At 48.0% G+C, this 19,870-nt stretch carries 22 protein-coding genes; 14 read left to right on the top strand and 8 right to left on the bottom strand.

Annotation, left to right across the window (positions count from 1 at the left end):
* Window positions 1-51 precede the first annotated feature (51 nt).
* The 5 genes from ACU70B_RS12585 to ACU70B_RS12565 form a co-directional block, all read right to left on the bottom strand.
* A complete protein-coding gene (locus ACU70B_RS12585) occupies window positions 52-786 on the bottom strand; it encodes a Rossmann-like domain-containing protein (protein ID WP_447183866.1) in 735 nt (244 codons plus the stop codon).
* Between the two features lie 85 nt (window positions 787-871).
* Window positions 872-1,345, bottom strand: a complete 474-nt coding sequence (gene mntR, locus ACU70B_RS12580; protein ID WP_447183865.1) for a transcriptional regulator MntR — start codon at window positions 1,343-1,345, stop codon at window positions 872-874.
* 163 nt (window positions 1,346-1,508) lie between these two features.
* Entirely contained in the window at window positions 1,509-2,900 is a 1,392-nt protein-coding gene (locus ACU70B_RS12575; protein WP_447183864.1) for a nucleoside recognition domain-containing protein, read from the bottom strand.
* Window positions 2,888-3,673, bottom strand: a complete 786-nt coding sequence (locus tag ACU70B_RS12570; RefSeq protein WP_447183863.1) for a FeoB small GTPase domain-containing protein — start codon at window positions 3,671-3,673, stop codon at window positions 2,888-2,890. The genes ACU70B_RS12575 and ACU70B_RS12570 overlap by 13 nt, the downstream gene beginning before the upstream one ends.
* A gap of 18 nt (window positions 3,674-3,691) precedes the next feature.
* On the bottom strand, window positions 3,692-3,937 hold the full coding sequence (locus ACU70B_RS12565; RefSeq protein WP_447183862.1) for a FeoA family protein: 246 nt from the start codon (window positions 3,935-3,937) through the stop codon (window positions 3,692-3,694).
* A 255-nt stretch (window positions 3,938-4,192) separates the two neighbouring features.
* On the opposite strand from ACU70B_RS12565, the gene ACU70B_RS12560 reads away from it, so the two are divergent.
* The 10 genes from ACU70B_RS12560 (at window position 4,193) to ACU70B_RS12515 (ending at window position 13,015) form a co-directional block, all read left to right on the top strand.
* Entirely contained in the window at window positions 4,193-4,468 is a 276-nt protein-coding gene (locus tag ACU70B_RS12560; RefSeq protein WP_447183861.1) for a hypothetical protein, read from the top strand.
* Between the two features lie 104 nt (window positions 4,469-4,572).
* Window positions 4,573-5,736 carry a trypsin-like peptidase domain-containing protein gene (locus ACU70B_RS12555; RefSeq protein ID WP_447183860.1) on the top strand — a complete coding sequence of 388 codons (1,164 nt, stop codon included), beginning with the start codon at window positions 4,573-4,575 and terminating at the stop codon, window positions 5,734-5,736.
* Window positions 5,737-5,991: 255 nt separating this feature from the next.
* The gene (locus ACU70B_RS12550; RefSeq protein WP_447183859.1) at window positions 5,992-7,119 is read left to right on the top strand and encodes a GGDEF domain-containing protein; all 1,128 of its coding nucleotides are present in this window, start codon (window positions 5,992-5,994) and stop codon (window positions 7,117-7,119) included.
* A 37-nt stretch (window positions 7,120-7,156) separates the two neighbouring features.
* Complete coding sequence (locus ACU70B_RS12545; protein WP_447183858.1) at window positions 7,157-7,345, top strand: hypothetical protein; 189 nt, start codon at window positions 7,157-7,159, stop codon at window positions 7,343-7,345.
* A gap of 5 nt (window positions 7,346-7,350) precedes the next feature.
* A complete protein-coding gene (locus ACU70B_RS12540) occupies window positions 7,351-8,649 on the top strand; it encodes a CCA tRNA nucleotidyltransferase (RefSeq protein WP_447183857.1) in 1,299 nt (432 codons plus the stop codon).
* Window positions 8,650-8,804: 155 nt separating this feature from the next.
* Complete coding sequence (locus ACU70B_RS12535) at window positions 8,805-9,125, top strand: cupin domain-containing protein (RefSeq protein ID WP_447183856.1); 321 nt, start codon at window positions 8,805-8,807, stop codon at window positions 9,123-9,125.
* Window positions 9,126-9,236: 111 nt separating this feature from the next.
* Window positions 9,237-10,364, top strand: a complete 1,128-nt coding sequence (locus ACU70B_RS12530) for a double-cubane-cluster-containing anaerobic reductase (RefSeq protein WP_447183855.1) — start codon at window positions 9,237-9,239, stop codon at window positions 10,362-10,364.
* Window positions 10,364-11,134, top strand: a complete 771-nt coding sequence (locus ACU70B_RS12525) for an acyl-CoA dehydratase activase (protein ID WP_447183854.1) — start codon at window positions 10,364-10,366, stop codon at window positions 11,132-11,134. Before ACU70B_RS12530 ends, ACU70B_RS12525 begins: the two co-directional genes overlap by 1 nt.
* Before the next feature lie 15 nt (window positions 11,135-11,149).
* Window positions 11,150-11,731: a sulfurtransferase-like selenium metabolism protein YedF gene (gene yedF, locus ACU70B_RS12520; protein WP_447183853.1), complete on the top strand. Its 582-nt coding sequence runs from the start codon at window positions 11,150-11,152 to the stop codon at window positions 11,729-11,731.
* Between the two features lie 141 nt (window positions 11,732-11,872).
* On the top strand, window positions 11,873-13,015 hold the full coding sequence (locus tag ACU70B_RS12515; RefSeq protein WP_447185778.1) for an aminotransferase class V-fold PLP-dependent enzyme: 1,143 nt from the start codon (window positions 11,873-11,875) through the stop codon (window positions 13,013-13,015).
* Between the two features lie 130 nt (window positions 13,016-13,145).
* Here ACU70B_RS12515 and ACU70B_RS12510 read toward each other — a convergent pair whose 3' ends face one another.
* The 3 genes from ACU70B_RS12510 to ACU70B_RS12500 all read right to left on the bottom strand — a co-directional run bounded on the left by ACU70B_RS12510 (window position 13,146) and on the right by ACU70B_RS12500 (window position 16,298).
* The gene (locus tag ACU70B_RS12510; RefSeq protein WP_447183852.1) at window positions 13,146-14,465 is read right to left on the bottom strand and encodes an acetyl-CoA hydrolase/transferase family protein; all 1,320 of its coding nucleotides are present in this window, start codon (window positions 14,463-14,465) and stop codon (window positions 13,146-13,148) included.
* Window positions 14,466-14,541: 76 nt separating this feature from the next.
* Complete coding sequence (locus tag ACU70B_RS12505) at window positions 14,542-15,321, bottom strand: enoyl-CoA hydratase/isomerase family protein (RefSeq protein ID WP_447183851.1); 780 nt, start codon at window positions 15,319-15,321, stop codon at window positions 14,542-14,544.
* A gap of 377 nt (window positions 15,322-15,698) precedes the next feature.
* Complete coding sequence (locus ACU70B_RS12500; protein ID WP_447183850.1) at window positions 15,699-16,298, bottom strand: acetate uptake transporter family protein; 600 nt, start codon at window positions 16,296-16,298, stop codon at window positions 15,699-15,701.
* Between the two features lie 392 nt (window positions 16,299-16,690).
* On the opposite strand from ACU70B_RS12500, the gene ACU70B_RS12495 reads away from it, so the two are divergent.
* The 4 genes from ACU70B_RS12495 (at window position 16,691) to ACU70B_RS12480 (ending at window position 19,870) form a co-directional block, all read left to right on the top strand.
* Entirely contained in the window at window positions 16,691-17,107 is a 417-nt protein-coding gene (locus ACU70B_RS12495; RefSeq protein WP_447183849.1) for an RrF2 family transcriptional regulator, read from the top strand.
* Between the two features lie 88 nt (window positions 17,108-17,195).
* Window positions 17,196-18,821 (top strand): hydroxylamine reductase, encoded by a 1,626-nt coding sequence (gene hcp / locus ACU70B_RS12490; protein WP_447183848.1) that lies wholly within the window; start codon window positions 17,196-17,198, stop codon window positions 18,819-18,821.
* A 176-nt stretch (window positions 18,822-18,997) separates the two neighbouring features.
* A complete protein-coding gene (locus ACU70B_RS12485; RefSeq protein WP_447183847.1) occupies window positions 18,998-19,339 on the top strand; it encodes a cupin domain-containing protein in 342 nt (113 codons plus the stop codon).
* Window positions 19,340-19,360: 21 nt separating this feature from the next.
* Entirely contained in the window at window positions 19,361-19,870 is a 510-nt protein-coding gene (locus ACU70B_RS12480; RefSeq protein ID WP_447183846.1) for a CGGC domain-containing protein, read from the top strand.

The raw sequence follows: 19,870 nt of genomic DNA, 5'->3' as shown, positions 1-19,870 counted from the left end.
TAAATCATTGCTTGGCAGCACTCCTGCCTGCAGGGGAATCATTCCCCTAACTCATTCGCCCCGGGCACAAAAGCGCTGCAGACCCATCAGATGGCAGGTGGCAGCCGCAGTGGTGCCGAAGAAAAGCGCCGGCTTTTGGTTGCAGTAATCAGTTATGGTGGAGTTCACCACCGTACTGCCGGTGGCTACAATGATATCGGCCCATTCCAGTACCTCTTTGGTTGCCTCATAGGCTTCAATCCGTACTCCGGATTTAGTTTTTCCAATATTGTCTGGATCCAGATCCACTGCTCGTAAAGGAAAAGCTTTGGCCAGTCGGTCAAACATAGCCGGCTGATAGCCTATCAGGGCTATCCGGGGGGTACCGTATTCCTTCTGGATAAATGCGACCAGTTCTTCGGCACACTGCTCCGGCTGCTCGTCATGGCAGTGAATGGTTTTTTCAATCAAGCCCAGGTAGCGGCCTATGGCGTTCATGGTAGCTATAAGGACTGCCCGGTCAAAATTGCTTTCCAGCGGATTATTCAACACTTCCTGCAAGGTACCCCTAAAATTACCCGCCATATCGGTAAAAGCCTGTCCTTTAACTCCCCTGAACTCAGCCTGCATCAATTTTTCTTTGCCTTTAACGATAGGATAGTCTCTGCGCTCGGGACTGCCAATGGCTTCCTCCACCGACAGTGCCCGCCCGGTGATAACGATTTCCTCTTCCAGCAGATTGTGGGCTTCAGCTATCGCTTTAAAACGTTTAACCAGTTCGGAATAAAAATCTCCTTTTACACTCATGCTTTAAAACCTCCTGAATCGAATAGCCATCACGGTTGTTATTTAAATTATATCAGTTTAGCCGTACAATTCCGGCATCTTTTCTTTAACAACCGCAGAAGCTCTGAAAAGCCTCCAGCCATTCGGGATGGTTTTCCATGAATTCAACCAGAAGCATTATCTTCTTTACGGTTTCCGGGGTGATATAGTGCTCGATTTTTTCAGTCTCTTCCAACAGGCCTTCCTGTACCCCCAGCAGTTTAAAAAAGCGCTCCAGGGTCTCGTGTCTTTTAAGCAAATACGCACCCAATGAGTACCCGTTTGGGCTTAATTCAATTACCCCATACTTTTCAAATTGGACATAGCCCATTTCAGCCAGCTTCTGCACCATTTTACTGGCTGATGGCGGTTGTACATTCAGAGCCGCTGCCAGGTCGCCGATACGGGTATACCCTTTCTCATCAGCCAGGCGGTAGACCATTTCCACATAGTCCTCCATGCTGGCCGTAATTGGATTAGTTTGCTGCTGTTTTATCTGGTAGCCACGAACAGTTCGAAACTCACGTGGTTTTTCTTCCATAAAATCATACCTCCGCAGGATTTTGCCGTGATGCAGAAGTCCTGTTGTAAAGCCTTCGGTCGGGCGGTTCCTGTGCCGCTGCCTGACGGCTTTGCCCCAGGGCTTCTACAACCCCGGGTGATAATATTTATGTGGCAAAAGTTATAGAGATAACCCAATATAGCTATAGCCTGATTAAACCTGCTCCTCGGTTTATCAATAGGGTCGCCAGTATACCCAGGGCGAGGGGGAGCAGGGCGGCTATAACCGTCCAGCGCGCACTGTGGGTTTCCTTGAAAATGGTATAAAGGGTGGTGCCGCAGGGAAAATGCAGCAGCGAAAACAGCATTACACAGAGGGCGGTGAGCCAGGTCCAGCCATGATCAAGCAGCAGGGTCCGTAACGCGCCTATACTGTCCAGTTCCAGCATGGAACCGACTGACATATAACCCATGATAATTATGGGTAAAACGATCTCATTGGCAGGCAGCCCCAGGAGAAAAGCCACCAGGATAATGCCGTCCATCCCCATGATCTGACCTAAGGGGTCCAGCCAGTTGGCAAGGTGGGTAAATACACTCAGATCACCAACAAAGCTGTTGGCCAGTATCCAGGTCAGGGCTCCGGCCGGGGCGGCAATCACTACCGCCCGCCCGAGTACGAACAGAGTGCGATCCAACAGGGAACGGATGATGATCTGACCCAGTTGGGGTTTGCGAAAAGGAGGAAGCTCCAATACGAAGAAGGAAGGAGTTCCCCGCAACAGAGTGCGCGATAATAAATAGGAAACGAGCAGGGTAATCAGTATCCCAGTCATTATTATGCCTACCACTGTCAGAGTAGCGAGCATGGAGCTATAAGCCGGGGCAACCAGGGCGCTCATAAAGATAGTTGCCAGGGCGATCAGGGTGGGGAAACGGCCATTACAGACAGAGAAGGTATTAGTAAGGATGGCTATTAACCGCTCCCGGGGAGAGTCAATGATGCGGCAGGATGTAATCCCGGCAGCATTGCAACCGAATCCCATGCACATGGTCAAACACTGCTTGCCATGGGCTCCGGTTCGGCGGAAGAGATTATCCATGTTGAAAGCCACCCGGGGTAGATAACCCAGATCCTCCAGCAGGGTAAAAAGAGGAAAGAATATGGCCATAGGGGGAAGCATGACAGATACCACCCAGGCCAGAGTACGGTACATACCCAGAATCATTACCCCGTATAACCAGGGAGGCGCTCCCCAGGCAATAAAAAGGTCAATAAGCTGTTCTTCTATCCAGAACAAACCGCTGGCCAGTAATTGAGAAGGATAATTGGCTCCTGTTACAGTAATCCAGAGAATCAGGGCCAACAGAACCAGCATAATAGGAAAGCCCAGCCAGCGGGAGGTAAGGATGCTGTCAAGTCTGGCATCCAGGTCGACCGATAGCTTTTCGGTTCTTACTGCCTGGCTGCAGATTGCTTCAGCCTGCTGATAGATACTGCTTACTATACGATCCTTTATACCGGCCTCATTTGCAGGCAGGAGAGGTTCCAATTCGCGTAGCACTGGAATTTTCCGATTGCTTATGGTAGACACAGGGCCATATCCTCCTTTAGTCCCCCCCGGGGATAATCAGCAAGTGCGTTGTCGGTAATATGGTTCAGGAGACTAAATTCGCCTTCCAATAGGCGCAGTGCCAACCAGCGGCTGTTGACCCAGTTGGGGATATATTCTCCCATTCTTTGCTCAATTTGATGTACCAGGGATTCCAACTCCTGATCATAGACTACGCGCCTGGGGTCGGTAACGATTTTCCCGCCGACCATATCATCAAGGACATTCTTCAGCCTGTGCAAGCCCTGACCGCTTCGGGCTGATGTGCCAACAACCGGAATCCCCAGTTCTTGAGCCAGCCTTGCTGTATCCACCTGAATTCTTTTTCTTTTGGCTTCATCCATAAGATTAACGCAGAGTACAACCTGACTGGTAATTTCCAATATTTGCAACACCAGATTCAGATTGCGCTCCAAACAGGTGGCATCGGATACTACCAGAGTAATATCAGGACGAGAAAAACAGATGAAATCCCGCGCTACCTGCTCATCAGCAGAACTGGCGTGCAGGGAGTAAGTGCCGGGCAGGTCTACCAGAGTATAGTGGCGATTACGGTGGTAAAAGGCTCCTTCAGCCTTGATTACTGTTTTTCCCGGCCAGTTGCCGGTATGTTGTTTCATTCCGGTTAAGCGGTTGAATACCGTGCTCTTCCCAACGTTGGGGTTCCCAGCCAGGGCTATAATAAAATGATCGCGAACCGTTGAGCTGCCCTTACCAGACTGGGATAAAGCGGTATTGCAATTCCTAGCGTGCATGTAAATACTCCTTTCCCATTATAAATTGATTAACGCGTCTACCAGAATCTGTCCGGCATCTTCATTTCGCAGGGCTATAACCGTACCCTTAATCCAGTAAGCAGTTGGGTTTCCAGCCGGGCTGCGGCGGATGATGTCTACCCTTGAACCGGGTACCAGGCCTAGGTCAAGGAGCCGGCGCCGATTGGGGCCGATAGTTGAGATGCTTGTAACCCGGGCGCTGCTTCCCACCGGGATATCCGCCAGGGATAGGGAAGGGTTCATATTATTATCTTCACCTCTTTTTCGTTCGCCGGACTCCCTTTTCTGAGTTGTGCCTTAAAAAGCTTGCGGCGGGTAAGAAAGTTGCAGTCGGCTAACTTGCTGTTTAACTTAATTTATTAGGTTTATATCAGCCTGGTGCATGTCCCGGTATACCTTTAATGTCCCGCAATAGCTGAACGTAATTGCCGGCTGGCGGATATTGCTTACTTGACAGCGAAAAGGTATCAATTAAAATTTTAATAAGGAGTGATTCTGATGAAAAAGCGAAATATTTTCGAGAACTCAGCTTATTTCCTGGCCCGCAAATCAGGTCAGATGCTTAATATAGGCAAGCTCAAATTAAACATCGTTAACCTGGAAAATGAAATGTACAATATGAAGGCTGAACTGGGTGGCATTATCTATAAATCTTTTAAAGAAGGAGGGGATTGCAGCGCACAGGTCGGCGAGCTCTGTGACAAACTGGCGCAGACGGATAAGCAACTGCAGGATATGCAGCAAGAAGCGGAAGAAAGCGGGAATAGGGTTTAATGGGTTAATTTTCCTTGACCCGTTGGAGAAATTTTGATATATAGTTTCTATTAAAGCAGTTTAAGGCTATGGTGCTTTTAGACTCACCGAAAGGAGTTGTCATCATGCGAAAAACCTGGGTTATTACAGTAATTGTAGTACTCTTTGCCGGTTTCCTTCTGGGAGGCAGTATTGTTGCGGAAAATACCGGAACTCCGTTGTTATCCGGCCTATTCGGAACCAATTCGGATAACGCCGTTGAAAATAAAGCACCGGTTAATACTGCCAGTGCTGCGGCATCCCTGCCCATGGGGGTGGCGGATATTGCCGAGAAGGCAGGGCCGGCAGTAGTTAATGTTGAGGCCAGGATTAAAGTGAGTTCGGGAAGGGCCGACCCCTTTATGAATGATCCTTTTTTCCGCGAATTCTTTGGCGGCAGCATGCCGGTGCTTCCACAATCACGTTATGAGAAAGGTATTGGCACCGGATTTATTATCTCGGCTGATGGTTACATAATTACCAATCAGCACGTAATAAACAATGCCGACCAGATAACGGTCAAGCTTACCGGTAGGAAACAGAGCATTCCAGCCCGGGTGGTAGGGCAGGACTACGAACTGGATTTGGCGGTGCTGAAAATTGATGGTCAGGGATATCCTACTCTGCCTATGGGTGATTCCGATAAAATGAGAGTGGGAGATTGGGTGGTGGCTATTGGCCAGCCCTATGGATTAGATCACACTGTTACTACCGGGGTAGTCTCTGCCAAAGGGAGGCCGGTTACCATTCAAGATCGCAATTATAAAAATCTGATCCAGACTGACGCGGCTATAAATCCCGGTAACAGCGGCGGCCCCCTGTTGAATATGGCGGGGCAGGTGATTGCCATTAATACTGCGGTTAATGCCCAGGCCCAGGGAATCGGCTTTGCTATTCCGATTAACACCGCCAAAGGTGTTTTACAGGAACTGATGAATGGTCAGAAGGTAGTTCGGCCCTATATGGGCATAAGGATGCTGGACCTGGATCAGGAGGTTTGCAGTGAACTGGGTCTGCCTGCAGACACCCAGGGGGCAGTGATAGTAGAGGTCATCTCAGGCAGCCCGGCAGCCAAAGGAGGGCTGCAGGCCATGGATGTTATTCAAAAGCTGGATGGAAAGGCGGCTGCATCAGGGAGCGATGTACAGGCTGCAGTGGAACGCAAAAAAGTGGGAGATAAGCTGAGCGTAGACTTACTCCGGCAGGGCAAAAGACTGACACTGAACCTGACCCTGGCAGCCAAGCCATAATTATACAGATACGGCGGCAGGCCCTCGTAGCATATGCAGATGCCACGGGGGCTTTTAAGTTTTATGACCAACGGTCCAGGGCGGATAATTGGAATGACTGCGCTACCCTTACCATATTCGTAAGATTTGTATTTTCATTACGGCTTGACAGACAGCAAAAATTTTTCCAACCAGCGTGGGTAGTGTAAGATATAAGTGGTCTATAAAAAATATGACGCATCTGATTTTACACTTAGATTGTTGAGGTAGCTCGCATTGTCGTACATATTCCACACCGAATTAGAACTTTTTTCATTTTTGGTCTGTGCAGTATTGCTGTTTAATACATACCAGCACCACAATAAACAATTCTTAGCCAACAGGTTATTTATTGCTTTATTGTATGTAAATATGGCTTTATTACTGTTAGATATCCTGTCCTGGGTTCTGGATGGACGAGCCGGGACGATTAACGCCATATTTTTAATGGCAGTTATGATGCTGGGTTATCTAATGGCTACCTTGCCGGCCTTTTTGTGGGTAATTTATGCTAACTACCAAGTGTTTAACGATATAAATCGTATTCGGAAATTAATGGGGATTTTTTTGATTCCATTAGTTGCTAACTTGATAATGACCTTGATAACTCCTTTTACAGGTTTGCTTTTCTATTTGGATAAAAACAATGTGTATCATCGTGGCCCATGCTGCTCATTATATACAGCGCTTATTTTTATTTATCTTATCTACGCTTTCATTCTGATTATCTCCAACCGCAAAAATATAGAGAAACGATACTTTCTGCCGTTGGTTTTATTCTCTCTACCGCCATTTGTGGGTAGCCTCATCCAGGCCTTTTTATATGGGTTGTCTCTGATTTGGAGCAGCGTAACGATATCTTTGCTAATTGCTCATTTATATATTCAAAATCGCAAACTAAACACTGACTATCTTACCGGGGTATATAACCGTCTGCAACTGGATAGATATTTACAGAACAAGATTCGCAACAGCGATACATATAATGGTTTTTCGGCAATTCTTTTAGATATTAATGATTTCAAAAAAATTAATGATAAATACGGGCATCTTATCGGTGATGAAGCGCTGACCGTAACGACCCGGCTCTTGAAAAGCAGCTTGCGCAAGGATGATTTTTTGGCCAGATACGGCGGAGACGAGTTTTTGATTATTTTGGATATTCAAGATATGGTTACCTTGGAAAAGACGGTCACGAGAATTCAAGAGAATATCAGGGCTTTTAATAAAAGTTCCAATAAACCCTATCAACTGAGTCTGAGCATGGGCTATGATGTACATGATTATAAGTCGGGGATGAGTAAAGATGTATTTTTAAAGCATCTGGACGATCTTATGTATAAAGATAAAAGAGCCCAATCTTAATTAAGCATGGGGATTCCTCACTCAGGAGGGGTGAATAATGACCAGAAAAAGAAAACGCCCGGTAAATGTCTCAAGCCCGGAAGAGAAAAAAACGATTATCAATCCCAACCGGATTAAGGTGCGGGATATGCGGGGAATTCTTCTAGGCGGCTGCGGGTACCATAAGGACAGGAAAAAACTGCAGAACAAATATGCCTGCCGACGTCCGGAGCGGGATGAGGATTAACTTATATGATTAAACGCATTGTCCAAGATATAGCTGCTCATGGGGGAAGGGCCTTCTATACCGGTGGTTACGTTCGCGACCGCCTGTTACAGGGTGAAGCTGTGAGCGGCAAAGATATCGACATTGAAGTTTTTTCCCTTTCTCAGAAACAGTTGCTTTCCATCCTGGCCAATTACGGTGAAGGGGTGGTGGTAGGAAAATCCTTCCCGGTAATCAAGCTTAAGCATTACCCGCAGTGGGATTTTACTCTGCCGGAAAAGGCTACTGCCAGCTACCAGGAGGCATGTGCCCGGCGCGATTTTACCATAAATGCCATGATGATGGATATTTTAAATGGAAAAATTCTTGATTTTTTTGGAGGCCAGGCAGACCTGCAAAAGAGAATTATTCGTCACACCACGGAAGAGGTGTTTGCAGCTGACCCCCTGCGGGCCTACCGGGCGGTACAACTGGCAGCCCGGCTTGATTTTGGGATTAGTCCCGCCACCCTGGAGTTAATCAAACAGTGCCCGCTTCATGATATAAAACCTGCCCGGATTTTGGAAGAACTACGTAAACTGCTGCTCCTCGCCTCCCGCCCCTCGATTGGACTGAGGTACATGCAGGAAGCGGGGATGCTGAAACGCCAGCATCCCATGCTCTTTGACCTCATTAATTGTGAGCAGTCACCGGTTAATCATCCCGAAGGTGATGTCTGGGAGCATACTTTGCAAGTGGTCGATGTAGCTGCCGGACTCAAACAACAGTCAAGCAATCCCGAGGTTTTAATGTTCGCCGCTCTGCTGCACGACATCGGCAAACCCGCCGCCACCCGCATCCGGGAGGGAAAAATTACTGCTTACGGACATGATCTTAAGGGGGCGGAGCTGGCGCGGATCTTTCTGGGCCAGCTTAATGCAGCCGGCAATCTGATTGCCGATGTATATAAATTGACAAAAGAGCATATGCACCCGGTTTTACTCTATAAAACCCGGGACAAGGTCAGCGATAAGGCTATCAGAAAGCTGGTCAACCGGGTAAATGTCCGGGAACTGCTGCTGCTGGCCGAAGCCGATTTTAAAGGACGGGGCCGGGAACGGGACTTTGAGCCGGTGCGGGAATGGTTAAACCAAAGAATGGAGAGCCTCGGGCTGGATCCGGAGCAGAGAATAGCACCCTGGGTGCAGGGAAAAGATTTGATTGCCTTGGGGGTGCAACCGGGAACCAATTTCCGCCGTCTACTGGATCATGCCTTTGAGATGCAACTGGAGGGCAAATCCCGGGAGGAGATCCTGGACTGGTTAAGCACCAGGACCCAAAACTGATTTAACACCTTCCCTATATCCAATCCATCCCCGATTGAGCAAATACACCGGCACGATGCCTATGACAGGCCGCCGGGCTAACGGCTCCGCTTGTTGTTGCCGTAGCCTTAAAATAGGTACGGAGACTTACTCTTATCGTTTGGTGAGGTGAGAAAATGAATAATATTTTTACCCTTCCGGATATGCTTCCTGACGGGGAAATGATTGAAGCCCTTATTCCAGACCGGGGAATTCTGATTGAGCGTATTATTTCTAACGGACAGTCTTCGCCGCCGGGATTCTGGTATGAACAGGAGCGGGATGAATGGGTGGTGCTTCTTCAGGGTGAATCCGAGCTGCTGTGGGAAGGGGGGAGAAAAATTATCCTTGGGGCAGGGGACTGGGTTTTGCTGCCTGCCGGCGAGCGTCATCGGGTGGAGAGGACTTCAACTGACCCACCCTGTATTTGGTTGGCAGTACATGGGAAAATGGTTTGAAACAACTACTTGAATACCCTGCGGCCAACTTCTCTGATATATAACTTTAAGTTATTTCTAATATAATGATACGTGTGATATATTAGTGTAAAAGGGGAAGAGGGTTGTACCATGACTATAAATATAGAGGATTTTATGCGTATTCGAGAAACCAGTTTGATGAAAATCAAAGCAGCCAAAGATGAGGGACAAAAAGTGGTTGGCACCTATTGCGCCTATTGCCCCCAGGAGATGATTTTGGCGGCAGGAGCTATCCCGGTCAGCCTTTGCGGTACCAGTGAAAAACCGATTGCAGCAGCGGAAGAGGTATTGCCGCGTAATCTTTGCCCGCTGATCAAGTCATCCTATGGCTTTGCAGCTACCGACACCTGCCCGTTCTTTCATTTTTCCGACCTGATTATTGGAGAGACTACCTGCGACGGTAAGAAAAAAATGTTCGAGATCATGCAGGATATCAAGCCGGTACATGTGATGCAGCTGCCCCATCTGCACCAACTGGATGCGGCGCTTAAGCTATGGATTACTGAGCTGAGGCGTTTGCGTTCCACCCTGGAAGCCGATTTGGCAGTAGAGATCAGCGATGACAAATTATGGGAGGCGATTGCTAAGGTAAACCGGGAAACGGCTACGGTGAAAGCCATCTGTGATTTAAATAAAGGAGAACCGGTACTGAGTGGCCTGGATTTGCTTACGGTTACCTGGTCGAGGCATTTTAGCAGCGATAAAAATAGCCTGTTGTCAATGCTGAAGGGTTTACAGGAAGAGCTGGCAGCCGGCCGGCCGGTGGGTTCGGCGAAAAAACCGCGGGTGCTGCTTACCGGTTGTCCGGTGGGCCTTGGCTCGGAGAAGATTATCCGCCTGGTGGAAGAAGCCGGGGGCTGTATTGTAGCCATGGAGAATTGCTCCGGCTATAAGACTCTGGAGTTGCAGGCTGATTCCGGAATTAACGACCCCATAGTTGCCTTGGCCCAAAAATACATGGCCATACCTTGCTCCTGTATGAGCCCCAATCCCTACCGGATGGAATTATTGCGGCATATGATAGAGGAGTTTCGGGTTGATGCGGTTGTTGACCTGACCTGGCAGGCCTGCCATACTTATAATATTGAAGCTTTTGAAGTGGGCAGACTGGTAAGAGACAATGGTCTTCCTTATCTGCACCTGGAAAGCGATTATTCTTCTTCCGATTTGGAGACATTAAAAATTCGCATCGAAGCATTATTGGAGATGGTTGTCTGATGTTGGTTGTCGGTCTTGATATCGGGTCAGTTGCAGCCAAAGGTGTGATGCTGGATAAGGGTACCATGCACCGGGCTATGGTACCCACCGGGTGGAGCCCGCGTGATGCCGGTGAGCAATTGATAAGCGAATTATTGGAACTATCCGGACGCGAACGGGATCAAGTAGATGATATAGTAGTAACCGGTTATGGCAGGATCGCTATCGCCGGCGCCGGTCAGGCAGCAACCGAAATAAAATGCCACGCCCGGGCGGTGGCTGAGCTTTATCCCTCGGTGGGGACTATAGTTGATATCGGCGGGCAGGATAGTAAAGTAATCCGGGTTAATGAACAGGGCCGGGTAATTGATTTTGCCATGAATGATAAATGCGCTGCCGGAACCGGCCGTTTTTTACAGGTAATGGCAAATGCTCTGGGGCTGGATGTAAGCGAATTAGGGGAAACTGAAGACCCTGATAAAATAGTTTCTATCAATAGCATGTGCACTGTTTTTGCTGAATCCGAGATTATCGGCCTGCTGGCCCGGGGTACATCTAAAGCCGGTATAATTGCCGGGTTGCACCAGTCGGTGGGCAGGAGAGTTGCAGCTATGGTAAGAAGGATTGGCATCTCCGGCGAAGTGGCTTTTACCGGAGGAGTAGCGCGAAATCCGGGAGTATTTCGTGCTCTGCAGGAGGAACTGGGGTGTCGGCTAATAATACCGGAGGAGTGCCAATTTACTGGAGCATTAGGTGCTGCCCTGCTGGGGCGGAGTAGCAATTTAATTTGAAAGGGTGATTCATTGATGGGTAAAGTTGTGGATGCCAGGGGGCTTACCTGTCCGCAGCCGGTCATTATGACCAAGAAAGCCATGGGAGAGCCTGGGGGCGATGAGCTTATTACCATAGTCAACCAGGCGGTGGCTCTGGAAAATGTCAGCAAACTGGCCAGGAGCCAGGGGTATGAAACGGAAGTAGAGCAAAAAGATGACGACTATTATATTCATATGACCAGAATGGGTAAAGATGATGATACTGGCGGCCCTGAGACAGAGGAGTTAGCCATTATGATCCGCAGCAACCTTTTCGGTCAGGGGGAAGCTGAACTGGGTCAGGTGCTGATGAAAAGCTTTTTATTCAGTCTTAACGAACTGGATACCCGGGTCACCCATATCATATTTATGAACAGCGGTATTTTCCTGACCATCGAAGGTTCTCCAGTGCTCGAAACCCTTAAGGTGCTGGAGGGGAAAGGCGTTGAAATTCTCTCCTGCGGTACCTGCCTGGACTTTTATCAAGCCAAAGATAAATTGGCAGTTGGCAGTGTTACCAACATGTATACGGCTCTGGAAATCCTAACCACGGCAGGACGCAGTATTACGCTGTAAAGCGATTTAAATAGATTATGGAAAGTCTTTCCCTCGCCTTTATCTCTTTTCATCCGTCAGTCATATCCCTACCTCGACAAGCGGGGTTTCTACAGGCAGAGGGTTAGGTGCAGAGGAAGGAAGAAAACTACGTTGATATACATGGATAATGCGGCTACTACTTATCCCAAACCGGAGAATGTCTATACCGCAGTTGACTATTTTAATCGCAGCCTGGGGGGCAACCCGGGGCGGGGAAGCAACCAGGCCACTTTAAAGGCGGGGTCGATACTGGTTGACGCCAGGGAAGCACTGGCCCGGCTTTTTAATATTAAGGACAGCGAGCAAATCGCCTTTACCGCCAATATAACCGAATCGCTAAACATAGCTTTAAAAGGCTTTCTTCATTCCGGTGACCATGTAATAAGTACCAGCATGGAGCATAACGCCGTAGCCCGTCCCCTGTATTCTCTTTCCCAGCGGGGGGTTGAGTGGACGACGGTACCATGTGCGGGTGACGGCAGTCTGGATCCGGAGGATATTCGTAAAGCTATAAAACCTAACACCCGCATGGCGTGTATGCTGCATGCCTCCAACCTTACCGGTACTATTATGCCCATAGCCCAGGTGGGTAAGATATGTCGGGAAAACGGCCTGATTTTCGTGGTGGACAGCGCTCAAAGCGCAGGAATATTACCTCTGGATGTAGTGGAGCAGAATATTGATATACTTGCTTTTACCGGTCATAAAGGGTTGCTGGGTTTACAAGGTACGGGCGGAATCTATGTAGCCCCCGGAGTTGAAATCAAGCCGCTTAAGGAAGGCGGAACCGGTTCCTTTTCCGAACATCTTGAACACCCCGAATTCATGCCTGACCGCCTGGAAAGCGGCACTCCCAATACCCCGGGGATAGTAGGGCTTTTAGCCGGGGTCGAGTTTATCCTGCAGACCGGGCTCGGCAACATTCGTCGGCATGAGCAGGAGATTACCGCAATGCTTCTTAACGGGCTCCGGGAAATTAAAGGGACTAAGTTATACGGACCAGGTGACAGCAGCCGACAGACAGCAGTAATTGCTTTTAATATTGATGACATGGATTGCGGCGAGCTAAGTATGCAGCTTGATTACCGTTATGGGATAGTAACCCGTTCCGGCCTGCATTGTGCTCCTCTGGCCCATAAGGTTATCGGGACCCTGGAGAGCGGGGCTTGTCGGCTCAGCCCCGGATATTTCACCACCGGAGCCGAAGTTGAAACGGTGATTCGGGCTATACATGACCTGACCAAAAAAATCGGGGGCCAATAAGGCCCCCGTTAGCCCCAGGATCAGCTTCTTTATGGCCTATTATCCCATTCTGCTTTTGATAGGGGCTGACTACATACGGGTTCATCGATGCGATGCAATTGAGGTTGCAGTCAGATTGATTATCGATTTTCTAAGGGATAAAATTCATCTTCCGCGCTTCCCATTCCAGCCAGGAGCGAAAGTCGGGGTGGGCTATGGCGATTAATTCCTTTACCCTGGTGCGCAAATTCTGCCCTTTTAGATTGGCGACGCCGAACTCGGTTACCACAAACTGTACTTCGGTGCGGGATACGGTGGTAAATATGCCGTTGCTCAGGCTTGGCACTATTTTTGATTTTATTTCGCCGTTTTTGTCGGTATAAGTTGAGTACAGAGTAAGAAAAGATTTCCCGCCGCTGGAGCGCCAAGCCCCCTGGACAAAATCAAGCTGCCCTCCGGTACCGGTATATTGCGTGAACCCGATTGATTCTGATGCACATTGCCCGCTTAAATCCACTTCCATGGTTCCATTTACCGATATCATATTATCATTCTTACCGATAATATAGGGGTCATTAACAAACTTGGTGGAATGCATTTCTACCATGGGGTTCTCATCGATAAAGTCGTATAGTTTCCTGGTGCCCAGAGCAAAGGAACCGACCCATTTGTAGGGCATGAAATTCTTTTTACTGCAATTGATTGCTCCGGCTTCATAGAGGTCAACCATGCTGTCGGTCAGCATTTCGGAATGAATTCCCAAGTCCTTTTTCCCCATCAAAAAATTGGCCAGCGAATTGGGCATGCTGCCAATGCCGATCTGTATGCAGGAGCCGTCCTCGATCATATCTGCGATAAAGCGGCCGATCTTTTCATCCTTTTCGTTAATCGGGATGAACGGTAACTCCACCAGGGGTATAGTATTTTCAATAACAGCGCCTACCTCGCTGATATGCAGCTGGTTGTTTCCATAGGTACGGGGCATATTGTCGTTTACCTCAACAATGATGGAACGGGGATTACTGACCTTGGCTGCCTCCCACCCCCAGTCCACATTGCAGCCGGTACTGAAAAATCCGTGTTTATCCATGGGCGATACTACCATGGTGCTGATCTGAAGATTGCGGCAGCGGGATATCATGTCTACCGTCTCCCCCAGGCGGCAGGGAGTATAGGTAAAAAGCCCCTGGCCCACCCCGTGCCGGGTCGCAGGTGCTACGAAACCGGAATCAATAGTAACCTTGCCCACCAGATCCGGGTGGTAAAGGTCAAACCATCTTACATCAACTCCGCTGACATAAGTAATATCACGCAGATTGCCGGCGCGGATTCTTTGAGCCACCGCGTTAATCAGACCTAAAGGCTGGCCGTTGGACAACGGTGCTACAATATTGTCCCCTGATTGAACCAGTTGGGCAGCCTCCTCGGCACTTACCAGCTTCTGCCGGTATAAATCCTTCCATTTATCCATCAAAATTCCCCCTCCTCTAATCAGGTTAAACCGTCATTAGGCCGGGCCACTTTATTTCTCAATAGGCCTGGCGTTTTTATTTGCCTTTGAATGAGGCTTTGCGTCCTTCCAGAAAAGCCAGCATCCCTTCGCGCTGATCCTCGGTGGAAAAGAGATAGGCAAACTTCTCCTTTTCCATCATCAGTCCGGTGTAAATGTCCACATCATAACTTAAATGAATCAGCTCTTTGGCGGTACGAATTGCCACCGGCGGTTTTCTGGCAAGCTTGCGGGCCAGTTTCATAGTTTCTTCTTCAAGACGGGCTGCTGGTACCAGCAGGTTAATCAAACCCAAGTCCAAAGCCTTCTTAGCGTCGAAAATCTCGCCCAGAAAAATTAATTCCTTGGCCTTGCCCTCACCTACCAGCCGGGTCAGTCTCTGGGTACCGCTACCTCCGGGGACGATTCCCAGATTAATTTCGGGCAGACCAAAAAGGGCATTGTCGGCTGCAATGCGAATATCACAGGCCAATGCCATTTCACACCCGCCCCCCAATGCGTAGCCGGCAATGGATGCAATACTGGGTTTGCCCAGAGCCATCAGCTTATTCATACTGATTTGTACCTTGTAAATATACTGGTGGGCTTCCCGGGGAGAATAATTGACAAAATTCTTGATGTCTGCGCCTGCGGCAAAGGCATTGGAATTGCCTTTAATTACAAGAACCCTGATATCGTCGTCGCCGGCAATATAATCATTTACTACCGATAATTCCTCCAGAACCTTTTCGTTAATGGCATTCAAAGCCTCCGGCCGATTTAGTTGTACCGTTGCAATGCCAGAATCCTTAAGGTAAAGAATAGTCTCAAAATCCATTTTTACACCTCCCTTTTACTAATACCTTCTTAAAACCAACCGGCTTTGGAGAGAGGAATTTTAAAAATATTCTGAAAATTAGATTGAGAATAAAAGGCAAAGCAACTGGTTCTCATAGGGAAATTCTTGAAGAATGGTGTACCGGAAGTAAGAAGGATTAGTTACATTAAACTGGTAAATAATGCAAAAGTCAATATCAAACGTAAATTGTCCTGACTGGAACCAATATATGACCGATCCCTTGGTTTGATGCTCCAATATTATAATTCCGGTACCCCGTCTGCTTTTTTTAAAAAAGCAAAAAGCTGAGGGAACGAGTGGGCATAAAAAAACAGTGGAACTCAGTCCACTGTTAAAGCGAAATATTAAATCTTCATCTATTTTAAGATTGGTCCCGGCATGGGCAAAACATTTTTGGAGAAAGCTGTGTTAAGAACTATAGCCGAAGCTACATATATACCCAGGATGCCCCCGGCCAAAAGGAATTTACTGGCTAAAGCGGCGTAGCTGTGGCTAATCAACTGTAAATCCATGAAGGCTACAAAAAATACGCCTGCATCAAGTGCCAGCACTACCAGACTCATAACCAGCGGAGACTGTTTTAAATAGGCGGGAGTCCACATAATTAAGACAATCCAGAGAACCAACCAGGCCCATCCATCTATGCGGGTATCTATAGCCCAGCCGTTAGAGGCCGCAAAATATTTAAAGATAAACTCCAACCCGCCAACCAACATAAAAAATGCCGAAAAGAAAAGAAAGACATTGCCACCGGTTAGATGACCGCCCTTTAATTCAATAACAGCAACAATAACCTGGACGAAGAAACCTCCCAATAACCATATCCCCAGCAAAGGTATACAGGAATGATCAACCTTACCTCCCAGTACTGCGTAAAAGCAAAAGCAAGCTATGGCCAGTGCTACCAATCCGGCGGGCGCGGGACTTGCCCAGGCGCCATGTTCATTAGACGACATTCAGCCAACTCCTCCCTCTCCAATTTTAAAGGCAATCAAGATGATTAATCTGCTTTTACCACCTCCCCAATATAGGAATTTGCTTTAAAGGTAGCTGATACCTGTTAAGCCGCTATAGACCGGAATCGGAGCTGTGCTGCTTAAAGGCTGTTATTAATTAACCTTGAATTAACACTGTGGGGATAACTAAAACAAGACCGAAAATGTTCAGAAAATTCTAGCTAATTACTTAAACATTATCAAAATTACCAGGATATTGTCAATAAAATTATTTTATTGCAAAATAATGTAAAAAAATAATCAATGCGGGAAGATTACATACTTGACAAAAATAAAGCAGAGATTTATATTTGATAAAAGGGATTAAAATAGTCAACAATGGGGTAGAGATTATGCAGATAACCAGACAAAGCGAGTATGCTATACGCACCATGCTGGAACTGGCCCGGGCGCCTCGGGGCGAGAATATATCCACGCGTTTTATATCCGAGAAACAGGATATACCGGAGGATTTTTTAAAGAAAACCTTAAAGCTGCTGGTTTTGGCCGGTCTGGTTAATACCCAGCGGGGTGCGTGCGGGGGTATTACTCTGGCCCGTGATGCCAGTGAAATTAATCTGGCGGATATCATAGCGGCGGTGGAAGGAAATATAGCCTTGAATGTATGCCTGGCACCCGGATATAAGTGCCCCAACCAACCGGGGTGTCCGGTTTCCCGTAACCTGGCTCGGGCTCAGCAAGCCATGCTTGATGAACTGCGTAAAGAGAGCCTGGCAGACATGTTAACCGATTCCCGGATTTCCTATTAATTACTGTTAACGGCAGAGGGACAATCTACCCTGATAGTTGACTAAAAACATCCCAAATATCATAAAGAAAAGAAGGGGAGGAATTATAATGTATTGCAACCAGTGTGAACAGACTAGTAAGGGTGTTGCCTGTACTGCTATGGGCGTATGCGGTAAGGATGCTGATACCGCAGCATTACAGGATCTATTGCTGCATTCACTGAGAGAACTGAGCGTTTATGCAGTTAAAGCTCGCCAGGCAGGCATAACAGATCAGGAAATAGACCGTTTTACCTTGGAAGGTCTATTTGTTACCCTCACCAACGTGAACTTTGACCCTGAAAACATAAGCGAGTACATCAAAAAGACTTCCCAACTAATTATTTCGTTACGCCAGGTTTTAAAAAGATGCAACCTTGGCGTTGAAAATGATATTTCCCCCTATAGGATACCGGCTGACCTGAATACTTTAATTAAGCAAGCTGACCAACTTGGTATGCTGATGGATAAAAAAGCAAATCCTGATATTCAATCCCTGCAGCAGATTCTGGTCTATGGATTAAAAGGAATTGCTGCCTATGCCTATCATGCTTGCAAACTGGGATATGAGGACGAACGCATTTATGCTTTTTTACATGAAGCCATGGCAGCCATTGGGGAGCACGGCGATGACCTGCAATATTGGCTCAACCTGGTCCTGCGCTGCGGAGAGGTTAACGTAATCTGTATGGAGTTGCTTGACCGGGCCAATACCAGCAGTTTTGGTCATCCCGTTCCAACCCGGGTGCCGCTTGGACACCGGACGGGCAAGTGCATTCTGGTTTCCGGACATGACCTGAGTGATCTAAAGGCCGTACTGGAGGCTGTTCAGGGCAAGGGTATTGACGTCTATACCCATGGGGAGATGCTCCCTGCTCATGGCTACCCCGAGCTTAAAAAGTATGAGCATTTTTACGGTCACTATGGTACCGCCTGGCAAAATCAGCGCAAGGAATTCGTGGTTTTCCCGGGGCCGATTCTTATGACTACCAACTGTATACAAGAACCGCGGGATAGTTATATGAATTCCATCTTTACTACCGGGCCGGTAGCCTGGCCGGGGACAACCCATGTGAACGAGGACAATTTTGCCGAGATAGTGCAGATGGCTCTGGAGATGCCCGGTTTTACCGAGGATGAAGATGCTGGCAGTGTTATGTGCGGGTTCGCCCATAATGCCGTCCTGGGTGTTGCCGACAAGGTTATTGCTGGAGTTAAAAGCGGCCACATCCGTCATTTCCTTTTGGTCGGCGGCTGTGACGGGGCCCGGGCGGGACGCAGTTATTACAGCGAAATAGTTGAAAAAGCCCCGCAGGATACGGTAATACTGACCCTGGGATGTGGCAAATACCGCTTCTTCAACCAGAAACTGGGGGATATTGACGGTATCCCGCGGCTTTTGGATTTGGGGCAGTGCAATGACGCTTATTCGGCTGTGCAGATTGCCCTTGCTCTGGCACAGGCGTTTGATTGCGGGATAAATGATTTACCCTTGTCCCTGGTCCTTTCCTGGTATGAACAGAAGGCGGTAGCTATACTCTTAAGCCTGCTTTATCTGGGAATTAAAGACATAAGGCTGGGACCTACTCTTCCGGCTTTTATTACCCCCGCGGTACTAGATGTGCTGGTAGAGAATTATGGTATAAAACCAATCACTGATGCTGATGCTGATTTAGAGGCGATCTTGTCCAAATAGCATTGGAACGGGCAATGGCAGAGGCTGTTGCCCGTTAAACCAATTGATCTCCCATGACCGCAGGCTATACCCACCTCCGGGGGACAAGCAGCCCCGGAAAAACCCTTAAAAATCAGTATTAATCGGGCAGATGTGTGTAATCTGTGGTTATTTTATTAAATATTAGGAGGAGTATCATGAGTGAGGATGTAAAGGTCTTAAATTCTGCTGTGGCTACCAAAATGAAGACTTCGGAGCTGGTAAGTTACCAGGCCGGTGCAGTGGTCAGCAAGACCCTGATAGCACGTCCTACCGGTACGGTAACCCTGTTTGCTTTTGACCGGGGGCAGGGCTTAAGTGAACACACGGCCCCTTTTGATGCTATGGTATCAATATTGGATGGGGAAGCAGAAGTGATTATTGCCGGACAGCCTTATATTTTACAAGCGGGGGAAATAATAATCATGCCCGCCGGGCAGCCGCATGCATTAAACGCCGTACAGAAATTTAAGATGCTGCTTACTATGATTAAGTCCTGATTTTAAGAGGAGGAGTTTTTCATGCAGTGGTCTGAGGAGGCGCTACAGGAGCTGGCCAAGGTTCCGAAATTCGTCAGGGATATGGCCAAAAAGGCAGTTGAGCATGAAGTAACCGGCAGCGGAAGAACGGAGATAACTGCGGAAGATGTTCAACATAGCCGGGACAAATACCTGGGTATCGTAGGGAAGAAGTCGGCTAAATACGGAATCAGAATAGCTGTGGTGAGGTGTGAAACGGTTTCTGAAGTCTGCCCCGGAGTAGCCTGTTTTAAGGCCTTCAACCAGCGCAGGTTGAATTTCAAAGACTACGGGCCGGATGCTGAAATAGTTGGTTTTTTCACCTGCGGAGGCTGCCCCGGCAGAAGAATATCCCGTCTGGTCGATAGCCTGAAAAAATATGGTCTGGATGTGGTTCATCTCTCCTCCTGTATGGGTTTGAAGGATACTTATCCGGCCTGCCCCCATATAGATGAAATCAAGAAGAATCTTGAGACCAAGGGTATAAAAGTGGTTGAGGGAACACACCACTAA

Source organism: Syntrophomonas curvata, assembly GCF_052976825.1.
Note: the sequence above shows the minus strand (reverse complement) of the source record. Positions and strands in the feature narration are given on the sequence as shown.

Excerpts from the sequence above, each read along its gene's own strand:
- ACU70B_RS12485 (WP_447183847.1), top strand. The coding sequence starts at position 18,998 with ATGAGTGAGGATGTAAAGGTCTTAAATTCTGCTGTGGCTACCAAAATG.
- ACU70B_RS12500 (WP_447183850.1), bottom strand. The coding sequence starts at position 16,298 with ATGTCGTCTAATGAACATGGCGCCTGGGCAAGTCCCGCGCCCGCCGGA.
- ACU70B_RS12495 (WP_447183849.1), top strand. The coding sequence starts at position 16,691 with ATGCAGATAACCAGACAAAGCGAGTATGCTATACGCACCATGCTGGAA.
- ACU70B_RS12530 (WP_447183855.1), top strand. The coding sequence starts at position 9,237 with ATGACTATAAATATAGAGGATTTTATGCGTATTCGAGAAACCAGTTTG.
- mntR (WP_447183865.1), bottom strand. The coding sequence starts at position 1,345 with ATGGAAGAAAAACCACGTGAGTTTCGAACTGTTCGTGGCTACCAGATA.
- ACU70B_RS12555 (WP_447183860.1), top strand. The coding sequence starts at position 4,573 with ATGCGAAAAACCTGGGTTATTACAGTAATTGTAGTACTCTTTGCCGGT.
- ACU70B_RS12585 (WP_447183866.1), bottom strand. The coding sequence starts at position 786 with ATGAGTGTAAAAGGAGATTTTTATTCCGAACTGGTTAAACGTTTTAAA.
- yedF (WP_447183853.1), top strand. The coding sequence starts at position 11,150 with ATGGGTAAAGTTGTGGATGCCAGGGGGCTTACCTGTCCGCAGCCGGTC.
- ACU70B_RS12545 (WP_447183858.1), top strand. The coding sequence starts at position 7,157 with ATGACCAGAAAAAGAAAACGCCCGGTAAATGTCTCAAGCCCGGAAGAG.
- ACU70B_RS12570 (WP_447183863.1), bottom strand. The coding sequence starts at position 3,673 with ATGCACGCTAGGAATTGCAATACCGCTTTATCCCAGTCTGGTAAGGGC.
- ACU70B_RS12565 (WP_447183862.1), bottom strand. The coding sequence starts at position 3,937 with ATGAACCCTTCCCTATCCCTGGCGGATATCCCGGTGGGAAGCAGCGCC.
- ACU70B_RS12560 (WP_447183861.1), top strand. The coding sequence starts at position 4,193 with ATGAAAAAGCGAAATATTTTCGAGAACTCAGCTTATTTCCTGGCCCGC.
- ACU70B_RS12515 (WP_447185778.1), top strand. The coding sequence starts at position 11,873 with ATGGATAATGCGGCTACTACTTATCCCAAACCGGAGAATGTCTATACC.
- ACU70B_RS12480 (WP_447183846.1), top strand. The coding sequence starts at position 19,361 with ATGCAGTGGTCTGAGGAGGCGCTACAGGAGCTGGCCAAGGTTCCGAAA.
- ACU70B_RS12540 (WP_447183857.1), top strand. The coding sequence starts at position 7,351 with ATGATTAAACGCATTGTCCAAGATATAGCTGCTCATGGGGGAAGGGCC.
- ACU70B_RS12505 (WP_447183851.1), bottom strand. The coding sequence starts at position 15,321 with ATGGATTTTGAGACTATTCTTTACCTTAAGGATTCTGGCATTGCAACG.
- hcp (WP_447183848.1), top strand. The coding sequence starts at position 17,196 with ATGTATTGCAACCAGTGTGAACAGACTAGTAAGGGTGTTGCCTGTACT.
- ACU70B_RS12525 (WP_447183854.1), top strand. The coding sequence starts at position 10,364 with ATGTTGGTTGTCGGTCTTGATATCGGGTCAGTTGCAGCCAAAGGTGTG.
- ACU70B_RS12535 (WP_447183856.1), top strand. The coding sequence starts at position 8,805 with ATGAATAATATTTTTACCCTTCCGGATATGCTTCCTGACGGGGAAATG.
- ACU70B_RS12510 (WP_447183852.1), bottom strand. The coding sequence starts at position 14,465 with ATGGATAAATGGAAGGATTTATACCGGCAGAAGCTGGTAAGTGCCGAG.